The following is a 24,012-nucleotide window of genomic DNA, read 5'->3' as shown; positions in this document are numbered from 1 at the left end:
ATAACGAACTAGCCTTACCGACGTTTCTGAAGTGGCACGAGATTGCTAAGCAAGCGCAGTGACACGAAAGAAATGTGGCTTTAGCCCGAGCAAGGGTGAGTGAAACGAATCCCGAAGCGTAGCGGTAAGGCGCAGTTATACGACGTTACTTCTTTTGGTTTCAATTTTTTTTAGTAAAATTTCTATTATCTCTGAGACTTGTGACTTAAACGGTAATTTTGGATCAAATTTTAAATATCCGATTTTATCTGTTAAATCAAATTGGGTTATATTCATATCAGTATAAACAATAGGAATTACACTACCTTCTCCAAATCTATGTTTAAATTGATCTGATTCGAATTTGGTCCATATTTTTTTTGGATAAGAGTTGCTTAATATGACAATTACGAAAGTTGCTTCTGATCTATAGATGGGAGCTAAGTATTCTTCTACATTTTCTGCAAGTAGTCTGTGTTGTTCATTTTTATCGTAGAATACTTCTATCTCATTTTCAGTCAAAGATTCGAAAAGGGCAGCGCTTAATTCACGATTTTCTCCTGCAAAAGAAAGTGCAAAATCATATTTTGCCGAGAAATCTATGTTAGAAAAACCTATATCTCTTGATATTTTTTTCCAAGAGAGATTTTTTAAATAGAATAGGAATTTCGGATCTTCTATTGCTAATACTTTTGAATAAGAATCGTAGTGGAGTACTTTTTGCAATTCTACTTTTTTGTTTAATAACGCAGATAAAAAACCTTTTTCTATAATTTGTGACAATGAACCTTTAAAATAAGGTTTTTGTAATATAATTTCATCCATTTGTACACTCCAACCTTCGCTCTCCGATAACCACTTTAATAGATGTAAATAAGGTGCCCTGCCAGCTCGCTTAAGTTTTGTTCCTATTGAAAATTCTCTTACATATCCATGGAACACTCTTCCAATTTCTTCAATGACGCTTTCTTTGATTAATTCGACACTATTTGAGATTATTTTATTTTCGGATTGCCTTTCAATGACGTTTGCACTTATGCAAAATTCAAAGCAAAATAATTGTGCTAAGTGAAAACTTCCTGTTGATAATTTTACAAGTTCTTCCTTTCTTTCAATTTCTATATTTAAAGATTCTTCTCCTTTTTTAATTAATTCTTCGATTTTTGTATCCGAATTTTTTTCAAAACGAACAGTATCAATTCTATTATTCAAGTCCAGGGCAAAACGTACTAATGAATCCCCAGCTCTGTTAATGCCAACGATAATAATTTTACTGTCTTGATCTTCTTTTTCGGCTAATAATTTCATGAAATTAGCAATTCCAATTTTTATTTCGTCCTTTAGCACATGAAAATCATCAATGATTACTAAGCCAATTTTTTCCATTTCTGGTAATCGTCTTATTAGTTCGATATCATTAACGTCTCTGGAATTTAGTTCTAGTATTTCTTGTCTATTGTTAGATTCAAGAATTGCTTTTTTTATACATGTTGTTTTGCCGATTCCAGATGGTCCTTCAACAACCAATCCTCGACCTTTTGTTCTCAATGAAACTTTGATTTTGTTATATTCAGAAGGTTCTACGAATGTTAAGGTAGGTAATCCGGATTTTTTGAATACGTCTTGTAATTGATACATTATTTCCTCATTGTAATTTAAGTAATGTCGTATAACGAACTAGGCTTATCGACGTTCCTCGACCCTGAGCCTCGGAGAGGCGTTAGGGACTGGCACGTAGCTTGCGTATGCAAGCGAGTGACAGAAGAGGAATGTGGCGTAGCCCGAGCGAGGGTGAACGGAGTGAATCCCGAAGCGTAGCGATAAGCCGTAGTTAAACGCTGGATCGCTAGAATAAGCTTATTTACTCATAGTCACTAAATCAGTTTCTTTGATCAAATATTTTGGAATAACTGTTTGAGAAGCACCTAGAATTAACCCTTCTGTAAGATCAATAGCTCTTGCATTGATGATTAACTCTTCACGCTCATTTTTTATTGTTCCAGTAATAATAGTATTTGCGCCCAAAAATTTTCCAATTTTATTTCTGACTTCATTTCCATCACCTTTTGCTAATCCATCAGTTTGGAACTTCATTTCATCGAGAAGTGGGTCTAGTAATTTACGTTCTACTACTTTAACATTTGATGATGCTAAGGTGCTAATAAAAGATTCTGCAATTCTCTTACCGAAAATATTTTTTTCACCGAGGACTCCTTGAAAATCCAGAACTGCCACTTTTCTATCTTTTAAAGAAGGAGATATTTTCTTTGCTATATCTTGAATGTAAGTTTCCGCGGAAGCTGCCTGACCTAAAATTAGCGCGCTTTCATATAAGTTTACTTGATATTGTGTGGGTTTTTTATCTGGCATAGTGACTATCGCAGTAGCAGTATACGTTCCATTAAACACATATTGAATATAAACTTTCTTTCCAGGATAATCCGGAGTGGTAATGATAAAATTTAAGTTTCCATGGGGCCATTGATTATTTTCGAAATTCAAACTTTGCCATGAAGCAACGATTGTAATTTGTCCATCAGGCTTTTCTTGCTTAATTGCATTCTTTGCTAATGAATATGCAACAGGTGCAGATAATATTGCAAAATCGGCCGTATTCTCATTACAATTCCAAATTGCTGATAAAAGCAATATGACAGTGGGGATCAATCTTTTCATTTTTTTCCTTTAATTCTTAATTTTTGCGATCTTGCGTTTAACGAACTAGGCTTATCGACGTTCCTCGACCCTGAGCCTCAAAGAGGCGTTAGGGACTGGCACGTAGTTTGCGTATGCAAACGAGTGACAGAAGAGGAATGTGTCGGAGACCGAGCGAGGGTGAACGATAGTGAATCCCGAAGCGTAGCGATAAGCCGTAGTTATACGAAGGTCGGAATTAAACTCTAGAATATTTTGAAATCTTGATGTTTTCTTCAATACTTCCAGCTTTTGCGATATATTTTACATTCACAGAAATTCCTGGGTAGTGTTGATCAGTATTATTTGTGCGAATGAATTGAAAGGGAAATTCAATTTTTGTATCAAAGTTGTCTATTAACTGTAATTCTATAGAACCATCGTTAGGTAAGCCATGTAAACTTCCTGAATTTGCTACGTGATCTCCTTCCATATCCATTATTTCAAAAATGCTCATAAGTAATCTCCTTTTATTCTTTAAAAAACTCTGAATTTTCTTTTTCTAACATTCCCTTTAATTTAATTAATTTTTGATGATATTCAGTTAATTCATTTTTTAATTTTATTTTTTTATCAGTGTCACCTAAATAAAATCCATTGCTAGGTTCGAGCTGCATCATTGTAGAGTTTATTAAAGAACTTAATGTATTGAGCGTTGCAGTATATGTGAGAGCATCTGCTTGTTCTTGAATAGATAACTGAGATTTTTCTTGTGCTTCAGCACTTCTTCTTAATTCAATTCGTGTCAATTTTAACTCTTCTCTTTGTAATTTTAGTTCTTCATGCTGAAGATATATCGTATAGATTATTCCAGCTAAAGCTAGCCCAGAGAAAAGGGCATTAATAGCACCAAACATATCTCCAATGGGTCCAATTAATGCTTCGTTAAATGACAAGAATATTATTATTCCTGAACCGATCCATAGAGAAAATATGATTAGGACTATCTTTATTATACTAATTTTGGTTTTCATAATTTAATGTTTTTTGTTTATTGTTCCGACTTTCGTATAACGAACTAGCCTTACCGACGTTGTCCGTAGCTGAGCCTTGCAGAGGCGTTAGCGTCGGCGCGCTTTCTTGCTAATGCAAGAAACGTGACGGAGGACAATGTGTCGCAGACCGAGCAAGGGTGAGTGCAACGAATCCCGCAGCGTAGCGGTAAGGCGTAGTTATGCGTCGTTGTTAGAATTGCAGTAAATATTTTATAGGAATAAAGGAATGGTTTTCAGTGACATCAAGTTTGTCATGGTCTTCAGCACCAGTTACAGCAATTCCAACAACTGCTCCGTTTAAATCTAAAATTGGTCCACCACTATTTCCGGCCACAATTCCAGAATCCACTAGAATTCTTTCTACTCCTGAAACAGTTCTTTTGCTTACAATTGTAATTAGCTTATCCATTCCGCTATCACCTATTCGATAATTAGGGAATCCAAGTAGCCTAAGTTTGGAACCTATTTTGTAATGAAAATCTAGGTTAATTTCCAATCCATCTTCGATGAATAAATCTAATGCTCTCGATTTGATTAGATCAATTCTTTCGTCTTTTTTAATTAATTCTAAATCAAATTTTTTGGAAAAATTATTTTTTAAGAAAATTTTTGAGTAATTATCGTAGACATGTTCGCAACTTATAATTCCAAATTTGTTTAATTTAAATGCTGTTCCTTGTTTTTGAGTGGATTCAGACTCCATTATAAAAATGTAATCCCAAACTGATTTCGGAATAGGGGATTTTATGTTTAACTTTAACTGCGTTTTAAACTTGTTATAATAGTTTGAGTAAACGTCATCAAACTGACCTTTAATCATGAAAATAAAATTCAAATGTCCATTAATGTGATTTATCAATTCTTTATTTTCTTTTGGAAGGCGATTTAAGTTTTTATACTTTCTATTATAAATTTCATTGGCTACTTGATATCCATTTGAGCGGATACTGTGGTATAAACCCCTTAATGATCTTATTGTTTTTCTAGGTATATTTATTTTTTCATTTACTCTTAAACCGGTAACAATTCCACCATCTTTTCCATATGAAAAACTTACTTTATCAGAATTTATTTTAAAGCCATTTTCGTTGACTAGTTTCTTGATATCTTCAAGTAAGTCTTCATCCAAAGTCGAATCGAAATTCATGTATTTTCTTTTTTGAGAAGAAATTGTAATGTCATCTGCATAGCGAGTATAAATTAAATGTTTACTTTTACAAAAAGAAATAAAATCTCTATCCATCTTGTTACAGATTAAATTTGAAATTATTGGAGATGCTGGAGACCCTTGAGGCAAAACATTTTGGTATGTAACAAGTTGGGCAATTAGGGTCGCGATTTTTTTATCGAATTTATAAGGTTTAGAAAGGAATAGTCCTAATACTCTTCCGAAATTAATGGTTCCGAAAAAATTCTCGATATCTAAATTAAGTATCCACTTTGCATTCAAATGTTTTTTTGCATTTGAAAGTATACTTTTATCATTAACAAATCCATGCACAACAGAATACGGATGAAAATTTTCTTCAAGAATTAACTTTATCCGATTTTGTATATGTTTCAGAATACTGTTTGGAGAATTTATCTGTCTAGAATTACCATTTCTTTTGCTAATTTCGAAATTTAGATATTTATCTTCTTCTTTTAAAATATATCCAATGTAATTCAATTTTCCTATTGAAATTCCTATTTTTTCTTCAAATTCGTCTAGAGTTAACATATGATACAAAAAAGCCCATATTAAAGTTCGTACTTTTGCCATACCAGTGTAACACCAGTATACTAATGTGTATAACCTGAGGTAAGAGCAGAATGGCTCTATATCCTAAATTGGCTGCGGTAACAACAGCCGAGAGCAACTTTTGGGCGAGTGATTTTAGTTTTTATATATTTTGATTATAACAATGACGCATAACTCCCTCTCTCCGAATTGCGTTAAACGTTCCTGATTCGGTTATCCCCTTCTTTCCGGGTGATAACCGAACACGTCTAACCGATTCGATCGAAAGGGCTTCTGATTTTAGTAAGCTGGGAGCGGGACACCTTCGCATAGATCTGCGTGGTTCGTACACTCATATGGCCGAGCAAGGTTTGAATCATTCGTAGATCGGTTCCTTGTTCCAAAAGATGGGTAGCGAAAGCATGACGCAGAGAATGAAAGGAGACTTTTTTGGTAATTCCCGTTTTCTGTTTGGAAGTCTCGAAGATCTTTTCGGCGGAACGTATGGAAAGTCGAGTGGTTCCACTTCCGGGAAACAACCATTCATTTTTGAGAACGGGTGATCGTTCTACCGAGGAAATTGGTCGAAACTGCAATACTTTCTTTCGGTAGAGCAGGTATTCTTTCAGCTCTTCACAAAGTGAATCGGCAAGAAGGGAATATCTGTCTTTTTTTCCTTTGGCTTGCTCGATACGAATCATCTTTCGATCGAAATCAATATCCGAAATTTTAAGATGAACCGTTTCACTGACCCGAAGCCCTGCCGAATATGCCAGCTTGAGAAGTAATTTGTGTTTTGGATTTGCGGGAGCATTCAGAATCTTTTTGACTTCGGACTCGGAAAGAACTTCGGGCAAAGTGTTTTCCTTTTTCATTCTGGGAAAACTAAGATCGGGAAATTGGCAACGAACTACTTTGAAGTAAAAAAGGTAAGCTTGCCTCATAGAACGAATGCTAGCCGCACTAAGTGATTTTATTTCTATGCTGTAGTCGGTAAATTCGATGATTTCATCTTTCGTGATTTGATACGGAAGCTTTCGGAAATGAAAACAAATCTGAATGATCCAATGATAATAGGTGCGTGCCGTCTGAAAGGAATAGTTTCTGGCTCGCATCGCTTGGTGAAGGTCAGCGAGAATTTTTACGGACCGGGGAATCTCTTTTATATTAAACCGAATCGGAGTGTCGTAAAAAGTTTTGAGAATGATTTTGAAAGTAACCGGATCTTGTGGAAAAGACCATACATTTCGATTCCAATCATACCTTCTACCGGGGATCGACTTCGCCAACCGAACCCATTCTGCGCGATAGGGAAAATAGAGAATATAACGGCTGTCTTCCGGTGAATATTTAAGTTCAAGAATGGAATCCATGACTTAAATATCCAATTTCGATGATAACTAAACATATGTAAAGTATTTCCGGTTTCCTGTTTTTTTATTTAGAGGGGTTTTGTCTCATTTAACGATGTGACATAATCCCAGCAGTTCCAACAGCCTCCAAACCACTTGAGCTATCCAATCTGTTTATCATAAATGAATCTTGTTCTTATAACACCTGTATCATTTATATTATGTAACATCAAGTTATAGCTTCGCCCCATGAGTCCCAAGCCCAAGAAAAAGTGAGGCTAATTCTCGTTACCAGATGATACGTAGCAATACTTTTTCGCCTGACAGGTCAAATATTGGTGATTTTATTTTTGAAAAGGAGTGAGAGAGAAAATACGTTGAGATAAACTCGAATGCTGAATGGAAATTCTAAGACAAATTTGAAAGAATTGTGTCTTTGCGAGAGGGAGATCTGTCTTCCGGATAATCCGTGCTAAAATGTAATCCTCTGCTTTCCTTGCGAAGCAGTGCGGAACGAACAATCAATTCTGCGACTTTTACAATATTCCTTAATTCTAATAGGTCCAGAGAAACAGTAGTTCGTTTGTAATAGTCTTTTACTTCTTCAGAGATCAGATTCAGTCGGCGTAGCGCTCTTTCCAATCGCAAATTGGATCTTACGATCCCCACATAATTACTCATGATGGTTTTGATCTCGACCAAATTATGAGAAATCAAAACCCATTCTTCCGTGTTTGTGGTTCCTTCTTTATTCCAATCGGGAATATTTACGATTTCTTTCGCATAATCCAATTTTCCTTGGGAGCGGATATCATTGGCGATTCTTTGTGCAAAAACAACGCATTCCAATAAACTATTGGATGCTAGGCGGTTGCCGCCGTGAACTCCCGTGCAAGCGGTCTCACCCACGGCATACAGATCCGCAATATTGGTTCTTCCGAATAGATCCGTTGCAACTCCACCGCACATAAAATGAGCCGCAGGAACGACAGGGATCGGATCGGTTGTGATATCGATTCCCAATTTTTTGCAACGTTCGTAGATAGTAGGAAAATGATGGATGATATCGTTTGCCGGTTTATGTGTAATATCGAGTAGGACATAGGATTCCCCGCGCTTTTTCATGGTATCGTCAATGGCGCGTGCAACTATATCTCTCGGAGCAAGTTCTCCCATTTCATGATAGTCTTTCATAAAAGGGCGCCCGTTCATTTCTTTTAGAATCCCACCATGACCTCGAACAGCTTCCGAAATCAAAAACGAGTTTCCTTGTTCATGAAATAAGGAAGTAGGGTGGAATTGATAAAATTCCATATTCTTGATAATGGCACCTGCACGGTAAGCAGTTGCAACCCCATCACCCGTTGCAATGTTCGGATTCGTGGAATGCAGATAAACCTGGCCGGACCCTCCCGTAGCTAGCAGGGTTTTTTTGGCAATTACCGGAAACACTTCTCCCGTTTCCGTATCCACTATATAAGCACCGTAACAACGAAGAGGAAGATCTTCTTTGTCCTTCAGATGGTGGCGGGTGATTAAATCCACGCAGGCATGATTTTCCAAAATACGGATATTCGGAACTGCATGAACCGCATCCAAGAGAGCTGTTTCAATCGCACTTCCCGTACGATCGTGAGAGTGAATGATTCTGTGTTTTCTATGGCCGCCTTCCCGGGCCAGATCCAAATTACCCGATTCGTCCTTGGTAAAAGGAACTCCGATTTCGAGTAGTTCTCTCACCCTGGTTGGGCCTTCTTCGACAAGGACTTTGACTGCATCCAGGTCACAAAGACCTGCGCCTGCATTCAGAGTATCTTCTATATGTTCTTCAAATTTGTCTTTATCGTCAAATACCGAGGCGATTCCGCCTTGCGCATAATTCGTGTTAGACTCGTAGTCGGCTTTTTTCGTAACGACGACTACGGAACCAAGGGGAGCGAGTTTGAGTGCCGAAAAAAGGCCGCTGACTCCGCTCCCTATGATTAAAAAATCTGCTTGGATGCGGCTCACTTGGTGTTGAGCAATCCTTCTATATAATCCAAACTACGGATCAACATATAGTCGGGTTTGATCGCATCTCCTGCATGTTGTTTCAAGAAAGCATCCGCTTTCCCTTGTTTCTTAGCATAATCTTTGATTGCATCGATATTGAACTTGGACTTCACCACTCCGTCGTAAGGAATTTTAGGCAAATGGTTCCACATATCTTCTTCTCTGTAACGGAATGGGAAACTTCCGTCCGCTTCTTCGGATACTTCGATATCAGGTGAAACTCCGACTACTTGGATGGTTTTTCCGGAAGGAGAGTAATAACGGGAATTCGTGATCTTGAGCAGATAATCCGCGTTACCCGGAAGATCCATCAGTTTTTGAACCGTTGCTTTTCCGAACGTTCTTTCCCCGAGTAAAATCCCTCGTCCGTGGTGTTGGATGGCACTTGCTACGATTTCCGAAGCGGATGCGGATTTGGAATTGATCAGCACTACCAAAGGAAGATTTGTGATGTCTTTTTTGCTAGCAAACTGCTCATCCGGGCTTCTGTTAGGAACTTTTGTGGAAACAATCAATCCCTTTTCGATGAACATATCCGCAATATCAATCGCAAGATCCAAATATCCGCCTGCGTTATTGCGAAGGTCCAGAACAACCGCTTTGAGAGGTTTGTTGTTGTTTTTGGCTTCTTCTTCCAAAGCACGCAAACCTTTTACGATGAGCGCATCCGCTTGTTCTCCACCTTGTGTTTTTACAAAGCCGGTAAGTTTGATATAACCTACCTGAGGATTTTCCTTTAACAGATGATAAGTGATATTTTTGATTGTGATTTTATCACGAATCACTTCGATATCCACGTTCCCGGTATTTCCCTTACGTCTGAGAGTGAGGGCTACTTTCGTACCTTTTGTACCTTTGATTTTTTTAACCACTTTGTCCAAGGAAAGGTTTTTGATCACCTTGCCGTCTACGGCAACGATTACGTCTCCGCTTCTGACTCCCGCTTTCACCGCAGGGCTTCCTTCCAACGGGTTTTCAACGACCACTTCTCTGGAACCGCCACCGGATAAAATGGCACCGATTCCTTCGAAGGAACTGTCATTGATTTTTGCCATGGATTCTTCCCAAACTTCTTTGAGAAAAACATTGGAGTGAGGATCCAGTGAGTTGAGATAACCGTTCGCAGCACCAAGAAACACTTGTTCCATGGTAAAATCTTTTTTCTCTTCCTCATCTTCGGAAACTTCACCATCCAATTCGATGAGTCCTTTCAGAACGGGAGTTTTGTATTTGTCAAGATTGTCTCTTAGGTAAGCGATCACACGATCAAAATCTTTTTTTGAAAAATTGATTTCTTCCCATTTTGCCGTAATGACGGATTTTTTGAGTTTTTCCCTTTCGATCAGTTTTTTAACTTCTTCGTCGGAGAGTTTTTTGTTCTCGTTCTTTTTGAGTTTTTCCTTTTGAATCTTTTCTACCTGTTCGTAGTCAGGATCGAATAACACAAATTTGTCGGAAGGAGAGATCTTGAATGTTTTGCCGGGATAAAGTTCTTCCTTATCATCGTATTTCTCCCGTTCGTTGAAGTAACTTTCGGGATAGAGATAAAGGGGATGCGGCATACTTAACGTTGCAAAGGCCGCCGCATCGATAAAGGCGCGGTCTTTATTGATAATTTTATCTATATAGTATTTATCTACCGCTTGGACCACGTTTTCAAAATCTTGGTAGGTAAAATTAGTAACCTGTTTTTGGGCTTTTTTCGCCTCCGGTTCACAGGATATAAATCCGGCAGGGAGGGTTAAGCAAAGTATTGCCGATAGGGAGATTAGATATAAAATACGTTTCAATGGTTCTCTCGATTTTGTACTTAGATTAGGCAAGGAAAACCTGATTTTCCAGACTGGGCAACTGAAAAAAAACGGGACAATCCTCGATTCTTACGTTAAAATAGACATATCCATGAAAGGATTCGGCATTTTTCTTTTTTCCTTCCTTATCATTTATTCCTGTTCCGCACCGAATAAAAACCCTACAACTGATCCTTATAGTTTGGAAACCTTGAGTTTCCTGGAAGAGGTACTTTTGGATGTCTGGGAAAGTGCGGATTCAAGGGAAGACGCTTTGTCCCGTTTAAGGTATGTTTGCCGAAACAAGGACACGGATGACGGATTTCTCTGTTATACTTGGGGACTTCTGGAATACAGGCGCGGTAATTTCAGTGAAAGTTACACCGCGTTCAAAAAGGCATTGGAAAAAAATCCGGACGACACTCTTTATAAAAACATGCTCCGTCTTTCCGCAGAAAGTTCAAACAATCTGGAAGACATGAGCCTGACTTTTGAGGAAGGAAAAACATTGGCTGCCTATTCCAAAGCGATCCGGTCTTGCGGAGAAGAATACAGGCACAAGGAAGCTTTTCCTTCCGTTTTGTTTCTTGCTAAAGAAGGCCATCTAACAAAGGATATGCTTCGAAAAGGGGTGTTTTCCGAATGTTACCTATCCTTTTCCGAACCGGAAAAATCGGAAATTTTACCTTATATAAAAACAGCACGTTCCATTTATTCCGACAAATTACTGAGCGACCAGGTGAAAACGGATCCTTTCTCCCGGGTCTGGGACACAGGTGCCTATCATAAGGGAGGGGAGACAAAGGAAGGAACTGTTTCGAACCATCCTATTACCGAGTCTTGGCGTAAGCTTCGTTTGGCGGCAGGAACAGGCAATGAAAACGGGGCGAGGGAAGCATTGAAACTTTTTTTAAATGAGATTCAGGTTCTTAAAAAGAAAGGTAAAAAAGAAGCGGATCTCTGTCTTGCTTTGGAAAGATCCGCAAAACTGTTGATAGACCAGGATCCTGTTTATTCTAAGATCCGGTTTCTTTCGAAAGAATTTTGAGATAGGATTTTACCGTTTTTTCCATTCCGTCCACAAGGCTTTGCGCCACCAATCTATGTCCTATGGACACTTCCGCAAGATGGGGAAGATGGGAAAATAGTTTCAAATTGTTCGTGTCCAGATCGTGTCCTGCATTGATCCCGAGGCCCAATTTGAATGCAACTTCCGCTGCATTTTCATACTCTTTATAATATACTTTTCCCGCTTCTTCCGATTGGTCGTAGGCATGGGCAAAAGGGCCTGTGTAAAATTCAATCCGGTCTGCGCCGATTTCTTTTGCCGTTTTATATTGGGAAGAATCCGTATCCATAAATAAGGAAACTCTGATTTTTTCTCTATGGAATTTGTCAATAATCGGTGCTAAACGATCGACTTCCGATTTGTCCTTTAAATTAAAACCGTGATCGGATGTGATTTCTCCCGGACGGACCGGAACGAGTGTCGCCTGGTCCGGTTTGGCCTCCAAAACCAATTTCACAAAACGTTCGCTAGGTTCCCCCTCAATGTTGAATTCTCTGTGAAAGGAAGCGTTCCGATTGTACTTCGAAAGAAAAATTTGAAGGGAAAAAACATCTTCCGTTGTAATATGCCTTTGGTCTTTCCTAGGGTGAACCGTGATTCCATGTGCTCCCGCATTTAGGATCAATTCGGAAAAATGCACTACATTGGGAATATCCCCGCCTCGGGAGTTGCGCAAGGTGGCGATCTTGTTTACGTTTACACTTAATTGAGCCATAATAAAAAAAATACTTTCCTATAATTTTCATCCAGGAGAAAAACGTCAAATTTCAAAAAGGTTGTCCCAGAGATGGGGTCTCCGAAGATCGTCAAAAGAACTCCTATGGTAGCAAAGAAAGCAGTTAAAAAGTCAGCCCCTCCACCGAAGAAAAAAGCTCCGGTAAAGGCATCCAAGGATGTTAAACCCGCTAAAAAAAAGGAAGAGAAACCAAAATCTCCTCCTAAGGCTGGTTCCGCAAAACAATCCTTGTCTAAGTCCAAACCAACAGCCGCAAAAGAAAAACCGGTAGCCCCTGTGAAAGTATCGAAAGCGGAACTTGCTGCCAATGGCCCGCTCGGTAAAAAATTTACATGTTATTCTTGTTCCACTAAATTTTACGATCTGAACAAACCTGAAAAAAAATGCCCTAAATGTGGGGCCGACCAGTTGGCAAAACCGGCGATCAAATCACGAATGGCTGCCATCCGTCAAAGTGAATACGATGTTGAGGATGAAGAAGATCCGGTAGTTGAAGAAGAACTTCTGGAAGAAACAGAGGAATTGGAAGAAGCGGAAGATGACACTCCTGCCGCTGAAGAAGAGGAAGCTTAAAAAGTTCTTTATGATTGGAGAAGGAAGGGAGAGTTCTTCCTTCCTTGCATCTTTTCCCATTTTGTATTTTCCTACCTTCTGATCTTTCCGTTCCCATAGTTATGGAATTTCTCATAAAATGATCCTACCCATTCTTGCCGGGCCTACCGGTTCCGGCAAAACTTCCCTCACCCAATCTTTGGATCCCGATCGATTTGAAGTTGTATCTTTTGATTCCAGGCAAGTGTATTCGGAACTTGCCGTAGGTACCACATCCCCTACAGAAAAAGAAAAAGATCATATCCCTCACTGGCTGGTCGGAATTTTAACCGCAGATAAATCTCCCAACGCCAAACAGTATTCCACTTGGGCAAGAGATGCGATCCTCTCCATTTGGAACAGAAACAAAACTCCCTTTCTTGTCTGCGGAACCGGATTTTATTTACGCGCTTTCCTGATGGGAATGTTTCCCGTACCAAATGTACCCCAAGAGACAAAAGATTTCGCCCAAAATCTACCTCTTTCGGAAGCAGTTTTACTCCTTCAGGAAAAAGATCCGAAAGCATTTCAGAATATTTCTGAGACGGATGGATATAGGATCCGCAGAGCTTTGGAAGTTGTGCTCACAGGCGTTCTTTGGTCTGAAGTTTCCAGTCATACTACAGGAGGGTTTTTGGAAGAATTTCCGGATCTGAAGCCGAAAGCAGTTTGGTTGGATTGGCCTCGCGTAGATTTGTATGCACGAATTGAAACCAGAGTGCCCGGTCTATTGAAGGATGGGATGTTGGAAGAGACCAAATTGGTTTTGGAAAAGTACGGTCCCGACTGTCCGGGCTTGCATTCTTTGGGATACAATTTTGCGCTTGATTTCTTGTATGGAAAAATCGATTTTAATACATTACTTGAACGTTTGGCACAGTCTCATAGAAATTATGCCAAAAGACAGGTCACTTGGTTTCGAAAAGATCCACTTCTCGTTCCAATGTCCTGGGATTTAGCGCTCAAAGAATTTACAAAAATAGATTAAAAATATAGAAACCACTCGGGAATTTCCTATGTCTGCAAAAAACAACATCCAAGACCAACTTCTCAATACTGCTCGAAAGGAAAAAATCGATCTCACAATTTACTTGTTAAACGGGGTTCCGCTCAAAGGTAAGGTAGTGAGTTTCGATAACTTTACAATTGTCTTGGAAAATGATAACAAACAAAGCTTAGTTTACAAACATGCCATTTCCACAATCATTCCGGCGAAACCGATCAAACTGCATTCGGAAGACGCACCTAAGGACGCTCCCACTGCCTAAGGGAGCATTTCTTGTTTTCCTTTTCCTACTCTCTTAAAACTTGGTAACTAGCGGATATTTGAAATATGGCAAAGTTACCAAAAGAGTTACCTGTTGTTTTGATTATGGCGGGAGGAAAGGGAGAAAGGTTTTGGCCCAGATCCCGTACCAATTCCCCGAAACAATTACAGAAAGTTTATTCCAATAAAACATTACTGAAAGAGACAATCGACCGGGCGCTTACGATTACCAGCCTGGACCGTATTTATATTGGGACCAATTCCAATCTGAAAAACGAGATCTTGAAAAAAGATCCCAAATTTCCTTCCACTAACTTTATCATCGAACCGGAAGGTAAAAACACCGCACCGATCATCGCCTTATCTGCCTTACATTTTCAAAAGAAATACGGAAATCCGAACCTAATCGTTTTGTCTGCGGATGCGTTTATCGATCCTATCAAAGAATTTACGAAGACCATTGAACAGGCATTATTTGAGACGGAACACGGCTTGGTTCTATTGGGTGTAAAACCCAACCGCCCCGAAGTGGGTTACGGTTATATCAGTGCGGGAAAACCGACCGATGTCGGATATCAGGTGAAAGCTTTTTTCGAAAAACCGGATTTTAAGACGGCACTGAAATATATCAAAAAAAAGGATTTTTACTGGAATCCCGGGATCTTTCTTTTTCGGGTAAAAACCATTTTGGAAGAGTTTGAAAGACATGCTCCTTCCCTATTACAGCCGTTAAAGAACGGATTCCCTTTTAAAAATTTCGGAGATTTGAAAAACGCATTTTCCCTTTTACCGAGTGAAGCGATTGATACTGCCATTATGGAAAGATCCAACCGGATCCGAATGGTAGAAGCTAGTTTCAATTGGGATGATGTGGGATCTTGGATGTCCTTGGAAAGGATTCTTCCCGGCGACGCAGGGAAAAATCACCACCAAGGAAAAGAAGTCATCTATCACAAATCTTCAGGGAACATTTCTTCCGTTTCCAAAGACCTCATTGCCTTTTTGGGAGTGAATGATTTGATTGTCGTGGAAGAGCCGGATGTTATCTTTGTTTCTTCCAGAGAAGGTATTGGAGAGATCAAATCGATGCTCTCTTCTATGCGTAAAAATAAACATTTACAAAAGTACCTCGATTAGAATTTTGACTTAAACGGCTTATATAAGGAGGAAGGAATGCCTTCCGGAAAAAAGAGAAAGCGTAGAAAAATCGCAACCCACAAACGTAAGAAAAAAAGAAGAGCCAACCGCCACAAAAAGAAGAAATAATCTTCCTTCAGTGACTTTCTATTTCCTCCGATACATCTTTTATGAAGCATGTTTGGAGGAAACAGAAACCCCGCACACCGGGTTTCACCCGAGCCTATACTATGGAAACTCCTCTCGGAGATATCTTAGAGGCAGAGTTTAACTTTCACGAAAGACTCGTTAGGTTAGCGGTTGAAATCAAAGAAGAAAAAGGCAGGATGTATTCCTCTACAGTCCGCAATGGAACTGTACTCCAAGAAAAGGATATATCCTCCGGCCGAGCCTACCCCGTATTCAGAAAGCTCTGGCCTTTTCGGGATTATTTTTCCTCACTCCCTGACAACGACCTGGTTTTATCCATTGGTGGTTGTTATGATATATTTCCCCCAGTCCAACCGGAATACCAGGACCGAAGATTCGGTTCCGGAAGAGATTCTTCTTTCCCCCGTTCCAGCCGTTATGATTCCGTATTTGGGATTGTAAGGGAGACTCGCTTCCAAAGATGGAAGAGAAGGCGCAGAGAAGAAAGAGAGGCCCGTGGTACGCTTTGGGAGCGGTTTAAAAGGAGATTTTGGGGGGATCTACAAGATATTGGTTTGGGATTCGGAATCGCTTATCTCATTTATCTATTTTATTATGATTATGTCGTATTAGGTTGGAGTTTGGCCGCCTTGGGTATGGTCACCGGTCTCTTGGATTTTCTTGTCAGAAAACGTTCTGTACTTTTTACAAAAGTGTTGTCATTTCTTTCACTTGGGTCATATTTTTTCTATACTGGTTACGTCTACTTCTAAGATCGTATCCGATAGAACCCAATGGCAAAAGAATCGTCTAGCAACAATCAGTTTATCCATGAACAGTACATCATATTCAATTTAGGTGAAGAAGAATATGCCATTCCCATCACCATTGTGGAAGAGATAGTAAAGATTACAAATCTCATCCGAGTTCCTCAATCCAAGACCTACTTTGCCGGTATCATGGACATCCGGGGAAAAGTCGTTCGAATGATCGACCTTGCCAAACGACTGAACATCAAAACCGGTCAGGAGACTTTGATTGAAAGAGCCATTGTTATCAATTTGGGTGGCAAATCGGTCGGAGTGATCGTGGACAAAGTATCTCATGTGGTACATTTTCCTGCAAGCCAAGTGGATCCTCCGCCTCCTTCCGTAAAAGGGATTTCTTCCCGTTACATCACAGGAGTAGGAAAAAAGGACAATCGGTTCATAATTTTAATCGATATCGAAAAAATTCTCACAGTAGAGGAAATTTCAGAAATGGCAGTTGTCTAATACCTTTGACTAGCCATGATGATTTCCAAATTTTACTACCTTAGAAAAAACCTTCACTCGATGGCCGAACTTGTCCTGGAACAAGTCATCATGTTAGGCGAAGCTTTGGAAAATGACGACTACGATCTGGCCAACCGGATCGTAGAGCGGGATGATCATATAGATGATTTGGAAAAGGAAAACGACAACCTTTCCCAAAACGCAATCCTCGAAGCCATTACCAACCGGAATATTCTGGGCATGGGAAATGTGGACAATGATATCATTTTAAAAAAAGACCCTCTTCGGTTCGCTCTCTCCGCCATCCGTATCACTCGAAATATGGAAAGGATGGGAGACCAGGTTGTGAATTGTGCGGAAGTATTCCGATACAAAACCATTCGCAAGACCTTATTCAAAAAAGAAGAACCGATGACCCTCATCCTCGCTCGCGTGACCACTCTTGCGGGAATGGCGATCGAGTCCCTTGTCGAAGAAAAAGAAAGGTTTATGGGAAGCGTAAATACCATCGAAGAAGAGTTAAACGGACTCTGCGATCAGGCATTCAAAAAGTACAGAGATGCCAAAGACATGGATAAGGTGGAATTTGCGGATCTTTACCGTATCATTCTCGCCATGGAAAGATTGGGAGATTACGCGGTGAACATAGCGGAAGAGTTGGTTCGTTTGAATACCGGCAAAGATATCCGCCATTTGGGAAATGAAATCCAAAGTCCGACTTCTGTCAGTTATGCGGTTGATCGTTCTGGTTAGATTGATTCGCGTTCAGATATTCGTTTAATTCCTGCTGGAGTCCTTCCGGCAAATGGAGTCCTTTGCTCAGGATTCTTTCATTGTACTTATTAAAAGACAGAATATGTTGGTTGGTGTGGAGATAACCGATGAGTGCCTCCGACGCCCAGGGGATGATTTCCTGCAGGAAGTCGGGATTCTCCTCCAATTCGTCGCAATAATGAATGAAAAGGGGACGGTTGACGGGTCTTCCTATATTTCTATAAAACAAAAGACAGTAGAGCGCTTCGTCACCAAGCACTTGTTCAACTCTAATCCTTTCTTCCACATATTTCAAATTGATAGAATCCAAATAATCGATATTGAACGTTTCCGGTTGCAGTCGTTTTAATACGAATTTGGAAATCTCCTGTTTCACGAATGTCAGATTCGCGCAATGAGGAGGACAGTTGGGATGGTCTTTGTGGAGATCACATTCTATAAACAAAATACAGTCCACGTCGGAAGTGGGTTCTACGATTCCGAAATTGATCGAACCCAAAATCTCCAGAGCCACTTCATACCCTTTCCGGGAAAGCTCTTGTGTGGCGAGACGGAATGCCTGCATTCGTTTGAGCGCGTATTTCGTATCGTAATTACGATATTTGTTTTTTAGAACCAGGTAACGCTCTACGATGTTCTGCGCCATGAGCATCATTTAGAATGGGAATCTTATTCTATGACAACCCTTTTCGATTATATGATTTTCTTTTTTCACCGATAGGTATAGAGTAGGAATCGTTAGAAAAGAACAAATGGATAGAAGTCATCAAAAGAAGGAAATCGGACAAAAGGGAAAAGGATTTTTCCTGAAGGGCAAACCGTTCTTTCTCGCTATGATTTTTCTATTTTCCGTTTTGCCTTTGATCTCAGGCGAAGAAGATCGGCGCAATCCTCTTCAGGGGCTTTATCTCACTCCTTTGCAGGTGATTTCCGTAGAAGAGCTGGACCAATTGGATTCGGAAAAACGAATTCCGATTGATGAAGATTCCGGAATTGCACTTCGTCCTCCGGAACCGGCTACTCCGATCGGAACTGATCCTGCGGTGACGGATCCGAATGCAACAACTGTAATTGAACCTCCCGCCACTGACGACCCTTCCGTTGAATCCGGCCCCAAAAGTTTGGATACCAAAATCCGGGAAGGGGAAGGGTTACTCAAAAGATACTACAGTCAGTTTATAGAAGAAAAGAGGATTTGGGAAGATAGGGAAAGAGGCAATGTATATTCTTCCCGGTCGGATCAAAATGATATCCGGCTTCTTCTCTGGCAAAGCACTCATAAACTTTCGGAAACGTTGATAGTGAAAGACTCTCCCGTTTTATACGAACTTCACAGTCGGATGGCGAGGCTTTATACCGAGAAAGAAAAATACGCTCCCGCTCTCAGACATTATCTTGCGGCATTCCGATACCATCCTTTGGATCTGACCGAAGAAAGATTCAGACAAGGGGAGTGGCAAAAGGAAGATTATAAATCCTTGTTTGCTCCGTCCGCAAAAGAACACCAAAGGATTTGGGAAACAAAAGACAAAGCGGAGAAAGACTGGAAACAGGCAAAGGATGACAAACATACCGCTCTCGCCGATTTGGCCCGGGCCAAAAGATCTCTTTCCGAAATAGAAAGAGAAGAAAAAAGACAGGATGAAATTATAAAAAACAGATTCGCTTCTTTGCAAACCGCTTCCAAAAACTATGAAGAATCACTTAAGTCCCGTTATGCTGTTTACTTGCTTCAGAAACAACAATCCGATTCCAAAACATTTTACGATATGGCAAATGTCGTTAAAAAGATAGAAGATGATAATAAGGAAAGATTAAAGATCGTAAACAAACTGGGAGTCGCAGGAAAAGGGATTTATGTTTTGTTCGATTATAAAAGGAATACTGATTTTTTCGCTTACGAATTACTTTTAGAAAAAGCATATTCCCAGTGGCAGGAAAATCCTCAGGTGATTTTGGATGTGGCGGAACAATACCGCCAAGACGGTAAAAAAGAAAAAGCGATCGACTTTTATGAAAAATACCTGGGGCTCGTTGAAAAACAAAACCCGCAAGATGACGCAGGAAAAGAAAATCTGGCGAAGACATACTTGCGTTTGGCGATGTTGAATGCCGACATAAAAAGAAAAGTCATCGCAAGCAGTTATTATGAAAAATACTTTCTCGGTTCGCCGGATAATCCCGAAAAAACAAGAGTCTCCTATGAGATGGGAGTATTCTTTGCGGGTCATATAGGGGATTTGAAAAAGGCGAGCATTTACCTCACCTATTGGCTGGATCGAAATAGTAAAGACTGGAATCCCGCATTGGATGCAAATACCAATCTTCCCGAATTGGAATCCATTGCATTTTTCCATTTGTCCAAAAAAGACAAAGCGGACCGGAACCAGGAAGCGGAACGAAATAAATTGAATCTGGCTTATTCTCAGTGGAAAAAATTGGAAACTTTGCACATTGAAGCTGAAAAGGAATTGGAAACAATCCGTGCCCGCAAATTAAAAATCAAAAAAGATCTGCTTGTAACTACGGAAGACGATGCACTTTCCCAATACAGACTTCTTGACATTCGAATCGAAGACCAGGAAGCTGTGGTTCGGGTTCTCAAAACAAAACTCGACAAGATTCCCGTATTGCAGTTGTTATTTCGACTTGGGGTACTTGCCGAATACGGTAAGGATTTTCAAAAAGCGGTCGGTTATTATAATTCAGTCATTGAGCTTGGCGGAGAAGTTGAGATTCAACTGGCTTTGAAAGAAAAGAAAAGAGTGGAAAGGATTTTGACTACGGGAGTGATTTTTCCTCCGTTCAACGAGAGTATTTGATCAATTCGTCCTTTTCGTCCGTAGCTAACTCTTGTTCAATGGTATCTTCGGTATAACCTTCTTCGGGCAATACTTGAAATTTCACCTCATCCACAGTTTCACCTTCGTGAACTATTTTCAAAAGGTACTCGCCTGCAATGAGTCCTGTGAATTCGTCCCTGATGGAATTTGATTCCAGCTCTGCAAATTTCTTTTTGATATCCACTTCCACATAATCCAGTTCATAACGATTGAGTGAGATATAGATTTCCGTTTCTACACCGGGGTTACGGGAAAATGTATAAACGTAATGAATCGTGTCCGTTGGAGAAAAAATAAGACCGTCACGCATCATCTTATAGTCGGTGATGATCATGATATGTTTTTCCAGAATGTCGAGATCGCCTGTTTTGGAAGTAGCCCAACCGAATTCTCCTTTGGGAACACCGCAATTGATGGCAAAACAAAGTGCAGGGAGGAGGATTAGGATGCGATAGAAAGAAAACATTCTAATTCTATCATCGGTAGGAGTGGAATTTTTAGAAAAAAGAAATCGGGTTAATCTTCCAAAATCCTTCCTTTTTCGGAGATATCTTTTTCCTTACGAAAGCCTTGTCCGGGACCTTCCGTTTTGTATCGGATTTGTTCTTGTTTCACATGTGCCGAAAAACTGAAGAATCGGGAAAGGATTCGGAACACATAAAACAAGAGAAGGGAAAGTATGATGATTTTGATCACGATTTTATCCTAATCCTTAGACGGAAGAGGTGCAAGCGTTTTCCGAAGATTTATTTGCGTCGGATGGTTTCCGGCAATTGGAAGTCGGTTTGGTTTCCGCCCCATCCCAATTTGGTGATTCCATACATTCCCATGGAAAGAAATACCAGGATTCCTATACACAACCAGGGATTGTATTCTTCCTGGATGAACACTTTTCCTTCTCCCGGTTTCGGTGTTTTTTTCGGTGCAATGGGTAAACCGAATTTGCGGGCAAGAGATTCCACTTGGATGACATTGATGACCGGGATGTCTCTTTGTAAAAATTCTTTGATTACTGAATCGGGAGGATTGATGTCGTCGGGTAACTGTGTGATGAGCCCGCTCTTGAACACCTGTTTGCCGAGGCTTGTTCCGAGAACGGTAGTGCCTCCACCTATATTGATAAATGCTTTGATTTGTTTTCCTGCGGCAAGTTTTTGATAAAGATCCATTCTTTGTCTGATTGAATCTTCGAAGCTGAGCGGATCGATGTAGGCCACCTTATTCCGTTTAATTCCCGTTAAGAGGTAGTCCTTCCCTTCTTTGGACATTCCTATCGCTTTGTCCTGGGTGCCTCCGAGAGAGGCATGTGTCGATTTTATGGAGAAAACGGATTCCTCGGAGAGTATTCTTTCCATGTCCAGCCACAACATCTGAGGATGGTTGGCGCCGAATTGGGAAGCGGAAGTGCTTGCGATGATCATCGGTTTTAATTTGAGTGTTTCCAATGCTGCAAACAAACAAACGTTCATCGCAGGAAAAGATCCTGAAACTGCAACTGCGATAGTATCTCCTTCTTCCAATTTTGCCCTTTTCAATAAATGCAAAATCACTGCCGCAAAGTTCGGATTTACGGACGTTTGTTTGGAAGAAAGGGATCCGGTGTTGCTCGTAACCGGACTTAAGAACTCGCCGATAAGACCGGTGTTAGCCGGGTCCCAATCCTTATAATCCGGTTTTTTCTTCTTCAATAGATCCGAGCGTAAAACCTGAAAAGCTCGTTCCGCCAATTTTGCCGCATGGATTTTCTTTTTAAAATAAGGTTGTTCCTTTTTTACTTTAAAGGATTCCGTCGCTACCAATCCCAAAACCGCGAATAACGCCAAGAGTGCGATGGCAATGCTCGAATGTTTCCAAAAATTCCAGTAGATGCGCGTGATCATAAAAATTCGGAACCTATGGAAAGAATCAGTAACATTTTCACCATGATGGATGCGATCACCAGAACGGACGTGGTTTCAATTACACCTTGCCTTTCGAACCAGATTCCTATCAGACCGGGGATGATGAATCCGATGCTTCTTACATCGGAAAGAAGAGGAGTTTCTATATCGGGTAGAATCTGAAAATTGAAAAGATACCCGTAAAAATAACCAAATAACAGAATGAGTACGGTCTTTCTTTTTCCGAATAAAATGAATAGAAAAGAAAGTAGTTCCACCGTTAGATAAGCAAACAGTGCAATTAAAAATGTAATCGCGAGGTTTTTGGGATGGTTCAGGTTGAGGGCGATATAACCCGGAACGACAAGTCCTGTTCCTACAATTCCGAAAAATTCGGAAAAGACCAGACTTATGACAAGACTGAGTCCTATGGAGAGAGATAAAATATCATTCATTTCTATTGTCTATCTTTGCCCTGTTTTTCAGATACTGAGTGAGCTCAAGTCCCATTCCGGCAATATTTCCGAGTCCCAAGACAAAGGATCTCGGTTTCATTTGTGCCACAAGAGATTCAAAAATCAAATCTATATTATAATCTTCCCAATTGAAAACGCGCATTCCTTCCTTACATTCTTTCTTCAGGTAATGCATCGCGTATTTCGTTCCCGTTCCGATGAGAAAGATGGCATTCACATCCGCCCACTTTGCGATCTCTTGGGCCAGTAATTTGCTTCTTTCCAGTCGGTCTTCTCTGCAATGGAAAAGTAAAAATCCGGAACGATCCTTCGAATACCGTTTTTTCGCTTCGTTCCAAATCATTCTGGTACTTTCCGTATCATTGGCAGCCATTGCGTTGACGAACAGTATGTCTTTTCCGAAAAACTGAATCGGTAAAACAGTGAGGGCACCCGGATCAGGTTCCGAATGGATCATTCCTTGAAGGGCAATGTTTCGACTAACACCTAATTCCAAGCAAACCTTCAGCGCGATGGAAACGTTCTCCTTATGTTCCCAATAGGAAAATTTTGCAATCTCCGCATCCGTGATCAAAGAATCCTTTGGAGAATTTTCACTCACTTCGATCCAATCGGTATTTCTGTCTTTGCAAACTTCCCCGATGATTTTTTTGAATTTGGTTTCTCCGGTAATCAATTTACCTCCAATGGGAACCGTGGAAGCTAGCGCTAGCGCCACATCATCCAAGTTAGGTCCCATTACATCCAGATGATCTTCTCTGATATTGGAGATCACTCCGATTGTGGATTTTAAAATCATTCCTTCGCTGGCCCATTGGTAACGCGGTTCCAAAGCCATACATTCGATGACGATGGAAGTCGCTTTTTCCTTTTTTGCGGCCTTCAGGATGGAAATTTGTTCCAGGATGGAGGGTCTGCCGAAACGATGCACCGCTCTTTCCGTTCCATCGGGCAATATCATTCTCGCCAAAGTGCCTGTGGTTTTTGCAAAAACCCTCTCTCCACTTGCGGCAAGTCCTGCACGTATAAGTCTTGTTATACTGGATTTTCCTCTGGTTCCGTTGACATGGATTCTATTTCGAAAACCCGATAATGTGCCCCGATGAATCAAAAGTTCGATGAGATAATAGAAAAGGAGTAGGGAAATTAGTACAAAAAATAGAAACGTATTGGATTTCATTTGTATTAGTACGCCGGATTACACGATTCGTTTAAGAGAATGTCATCAGATTGAAATACGAAAAGGTTAAGGTT

24 protein-coding genes are annotated in these 24,012 nt (G+C 40.3%); 9 read left to right on the top strand and 15 right to left on the bottom strand.

Going from position 1 to position 24,012, the window contains the following annotated elements:
* Positions 1-135: 135 nt before the first annotated feature.
* From DI077_RS15655 to DI077_RS15620, 8 genes are all read right to left on the bottom strand, one after another.
* Positions 136-1,617 (bottom strand): TIR domain-containing protein, encoded by a 1,482-nt coding sequence (locus DI077_RS15655; protein ID WP_109020938.1) that lies wholly within the window; start codon positions 1,615-1,617, stop codon positions 136-138.
* A 219-nt stretch (positions 1,618-1,836) separates the two neighbouring features.
* Positions 1,837-2,655 (bottom strand): FlgO family outer membrane protein, encoded by an 819-nt coding sequence (locus DI077_RS15650; RefSeq protein WP_109020939.1) that lies wholly within the window; start codon positions 2,653-2,655, stop codon positions 1,837-1,839.
* 217 nt (positions 2,656-2,872) lie between these two features.
* Positions 2,873-3,130 (bottom strand): hypothetical protein, encoded by a 258-nt coding sequence (locus DI077_RS15645; protein ID WP_109020940.1) that lies wholly within the window; start codon positions 3,128-3,130, stop codon positions 2,873-2,875.
* A 13-nt stretch (positions 3,131-3,143) separates the two neighbouring features.
* Entirely contained in the window at positions 3,144-3,569 is a 426-nt protein-coding gene (locus tag DI077_RS15640; RefSeq protein ID WP_135354912.1) for a hypothetical protein, read from the bottom strand.
* 289 nt (positions 3,570-3,858) lie between these two features.
* Positions 3,859-5,430: a reverse transcriptase domain-containing protein gene (locus DI077_RS15635; protein ID WP_109020942.1), complete on the bottom strand. Its 1,572-nt coding sequence runs from the start codon at positions 5,428-5,430 to the stop codon at positions 3,859-3,861.
* A 227-nt stretch (positions 5,431-5,657) separates the two neighbouring features.
* Complete coding sequence (locus DI077_RS15630) at positions 5,658-6,761, bottom strand: tyrosine-type recombinase/integrase (RefSeq protein WP_341461785.1); 1,104 nt, start codon at positions 6,759-6,761, stop codon at positions 5,658-5,660.
* A 387-nt stretch (positions 6,762-7,148) separates the two neighbouring features.
* Complete coding sequence (nadB, locus tag DI077_RS15625; protein ID WP_109020943.1) at positions 7,149-8,750, bottom strand: L-aspartate oxidase; 1,602 nt, start codon at positions 8,748-8,750, stop codon at positions 7,149-7,151.
* Positions 8,747-10,582: a S41 family peptidase gene (locus tag DI077_RS15620; RefSeq protein ID WP_109020944.1), complete on the bottom strand. Its 1,836-nt coding sequence runs from the start codon at positions 10,580-10,582 to the stop codon at positions 8,747-8,749. Before DI077_RS15620 ends, nadB begins: the two co-directional genes overlap by 4 nt.
* 112 nt (positions 10,583-10,694) lie before the next feature.
* On the opposite strand from DI077_RS15620, the gene DI077_RS15615 reads away from it, so the two are divergent.
* Positions 10,695-11,630, top strand: coding sequence for a tetratricopeptide repeat protein (locus DI077_RS15615; RefSeq protein WP_109020945.1), 936 nt, complete (start codon positions 10,695-10,697; stop codon positions 11,628-11,630).
* On the opposite strand, the gene DI077_RS15610 is transcribed toward DI077_RS15615, so the two are convergent.
* On the bottom strand, positions 11,599-12,366 hold the full coding sequence (locus tag DI077_RS15610; protein WP_109020946.1) for a pyridoxine 5'-phosphate synthase: 768 nt from the start codon (positions 12,364-12,366) through the stop codon (positions 11,599-11,601). The genes DI077_RS15615 and DI077_RS15610 overlap by 32 nt on opposite strands.
* A 105-nt stretch (positions 12,367-12,471) precedes the next feature.
* Here DI077_RS15610 and DI077_RS15605 point away from each other — a divergent pair, with 105 nt between their 5' ends.
* From DI077_RS15605 to DI077_RS15575, 7 genes are all read left to right on the top strand, one after another.
* Positions 12,472-12,960, top strand: coding sequence for an FYDLN acid domain-containing protein (locus tag DI077_RS15605; RefSeq protein WP_109021153.1), 489 nt, complete (start codon positions 12,472-12,474; stop codon positions 12,958-12,960).
* Positions 12,961-13,078: 118 nt separating this feature from the next.
* A complete protein-coding gene (miaA, locus tag DI077_RS15600) occupies positions 13,079-13,966 on the top strand; it encodes a tRNA (adenosine(37)-N6)-dimethylallyltransferase MiaA (RefSeq protein ID WP_109020947.1) in 888 nt (295 codons plus the stop codon).
* Positions 13,967-13,994: 28 nt separating this feature from the next.
* Complete coding sequence (gene hfq / locus DI077_RS15595; protein ID WP_109020948.1) at positions 13,995-14,246, top strand: RNA chaperone Hfq; 252 nt, start codon at positions 13,995-13,997, stop codon at positions 14,244-14,246.
* A 65-nt stretch (positions 14,247-14,311) separates the two neighbouring features.
* Positions 14,312-15,382, top strand: coding sequence for a mannose-1-phosphate guanylyltransferase (locus DI077_RS15590; RefSeq protein ID WP_109020949.1), 1,071 nt, complete (start codon positions 14,312-14,314; stop codon positions 15,380-15,382).
* 170 nt (positions 15,383-15,552) lie between these two features.
* Positions 15,553-16,284 carry a hypothetical protein gene (locus DI077_RS15585; protein WP_109020950.1) on the top strand — a complete coding sequence of 244 codons (732 nt, stop codon included), beginning with the start codon at positions 15,553-15,555 and terminating at the stop codon, positions 16,282-16,284.
* 21 nt (positions 16,285-16,305) lie between these two features.
* The gene (locus DI077_RS15580) at positions 16,306-16,785 is read left to right on the top strand and encodes a chemotaxis protein CheW (protein ID WP_109020951.1); all 480 of its coding nucleotides are present in this window, start codon (positions 16,306-16,308) and stop codon (positions 16,783-16,785) included.
* An 18-nt stretch (positions 16,786-16,803) separates the two neighbouring features.
* Positions 16,804-17,538, top strand: a complete 735-nt coding sequence (locus DI077_RS15575; protein ID WP_174705648.1) for a phosphate signaling complex PhoU family protein — start codon at positions 16,804-16,806, stop codon at positions 17,536-17,538.
* On the opposite strand, the gene DI077_RS15570 is transcribed toward DI077_RS15575, so the two are convergent.
* Entirely contained in the window at positions 17,510-18,205 is a 696-nt protein-coding gene (locus DI077_RS15570; protein ID WP_109021157.1) for a hypothetical protein, read from the bottom strand. The two genes, DI077_RS15575 and DI077_RS15570, sit on opposite strands and share 29 nt — an antisense overlap.
* A gap of 106 nt (positions 18,206-18,311) precedes the next feature.
* Here DI077_RS15570 and DI077_RS15565 point away from each other — a divergent pair, with 106 nt between their 5' ends.
* A complete protein-coding gene (locus tag DI077_RS15565; protein WP_341461784.1) occupies positions 18,312-20,381 on the top strand; it encodes a tetratricopeptide repeat protein in 2,070 nt (689 codons plus the stop codon).
* Here the strand turns inward: DI077_RS15565 and DI077_RS15560 are convergent.
* From DI077_RS15560 to pgsB, 5 genes are read right to left on the bottom strand one after another with little or no spacing between them, the layout of a single operon-like run.
* The gene (locus DI077_RS15560) at positions 20,365-20,868 is read right to left on the bottom strand and encodes an LIC_12238 family plasminogen-binding lipoprotein (protein WP_242935244.1); all 504 of its coding nucleotides are present in this window, start codon (positions 20,866-20,868) and stop codon (positions 20,365-20,367) included. The two genes, DI077_RS15565 and DI077_RS15560, sit on opposite strands and share 17 nt — an antisense overlap.
* Before the next feature lie 50 nt (positions 20,869-20,918).
* Entirely contained in the window at positions 20,919-21,098 is a 180-nt protein-coding gene (locus DI077_RS15555; protein WP_109020952.1) for a hypothetical protein, read from the bottom strand.
* 50 nt (positions 21,099-21,148) lie between these two features.
* On the bottom strand, positions 21,149-22,282 hold the full coding sequence (gene pgsW, locus DI077_RS15550; RefSeq protein ID WP_242935243.1) for a poly-gamma-glutamate system protein: 1,134 nt from the start codon (positions 22,280-22,282) through the stop codon (positions 21,149-21,151).
* A complete protein-coding gene (gene pgsC / locus DI077_RS15545; RefSeq protein WP_109020953.1) occupies positions 22,279-22,737 on the bottom strand; it encodes a poly-gamma-glutamate biosynthesis protein PgsC in 459 nt (152 codons plus the stop codon). Before pgsC ends, pgsW begins: the two co-directional genes overlap by 4 nt.
* Positions 22,730-23,938: a poly-gamma-glutamate synthase PgsB gene (gene pgsB / locus DI077_RS15540; RefSeq protein ID WP_109020954.1), complete on the bottom strand. Its 1,209-nt coding sequence runs from the start codon at positions 23,936-23,938 to the stop codon at positions 22,730-22,732. The genes pgsC and pgsB overlap by 8 nt, the downstream gene beginning before the upstream one ends.
* Positions 23,939-24,012: the final 74 nt, after the last annotated feature.

Source organism: Leptospira kobayashii (assembly GCF_003114835.2).
In the GTDB taxonomy this organism is placed as follows: Bacteria; Spirochaetota; Leptospiria; order Leptospirales; family Leptospiraceae; genus Leptospira_A; species Leptospira_A kobayashii.
This window is presented reverse-complemented; position numbering and strand designations above follow the sequence as displayed.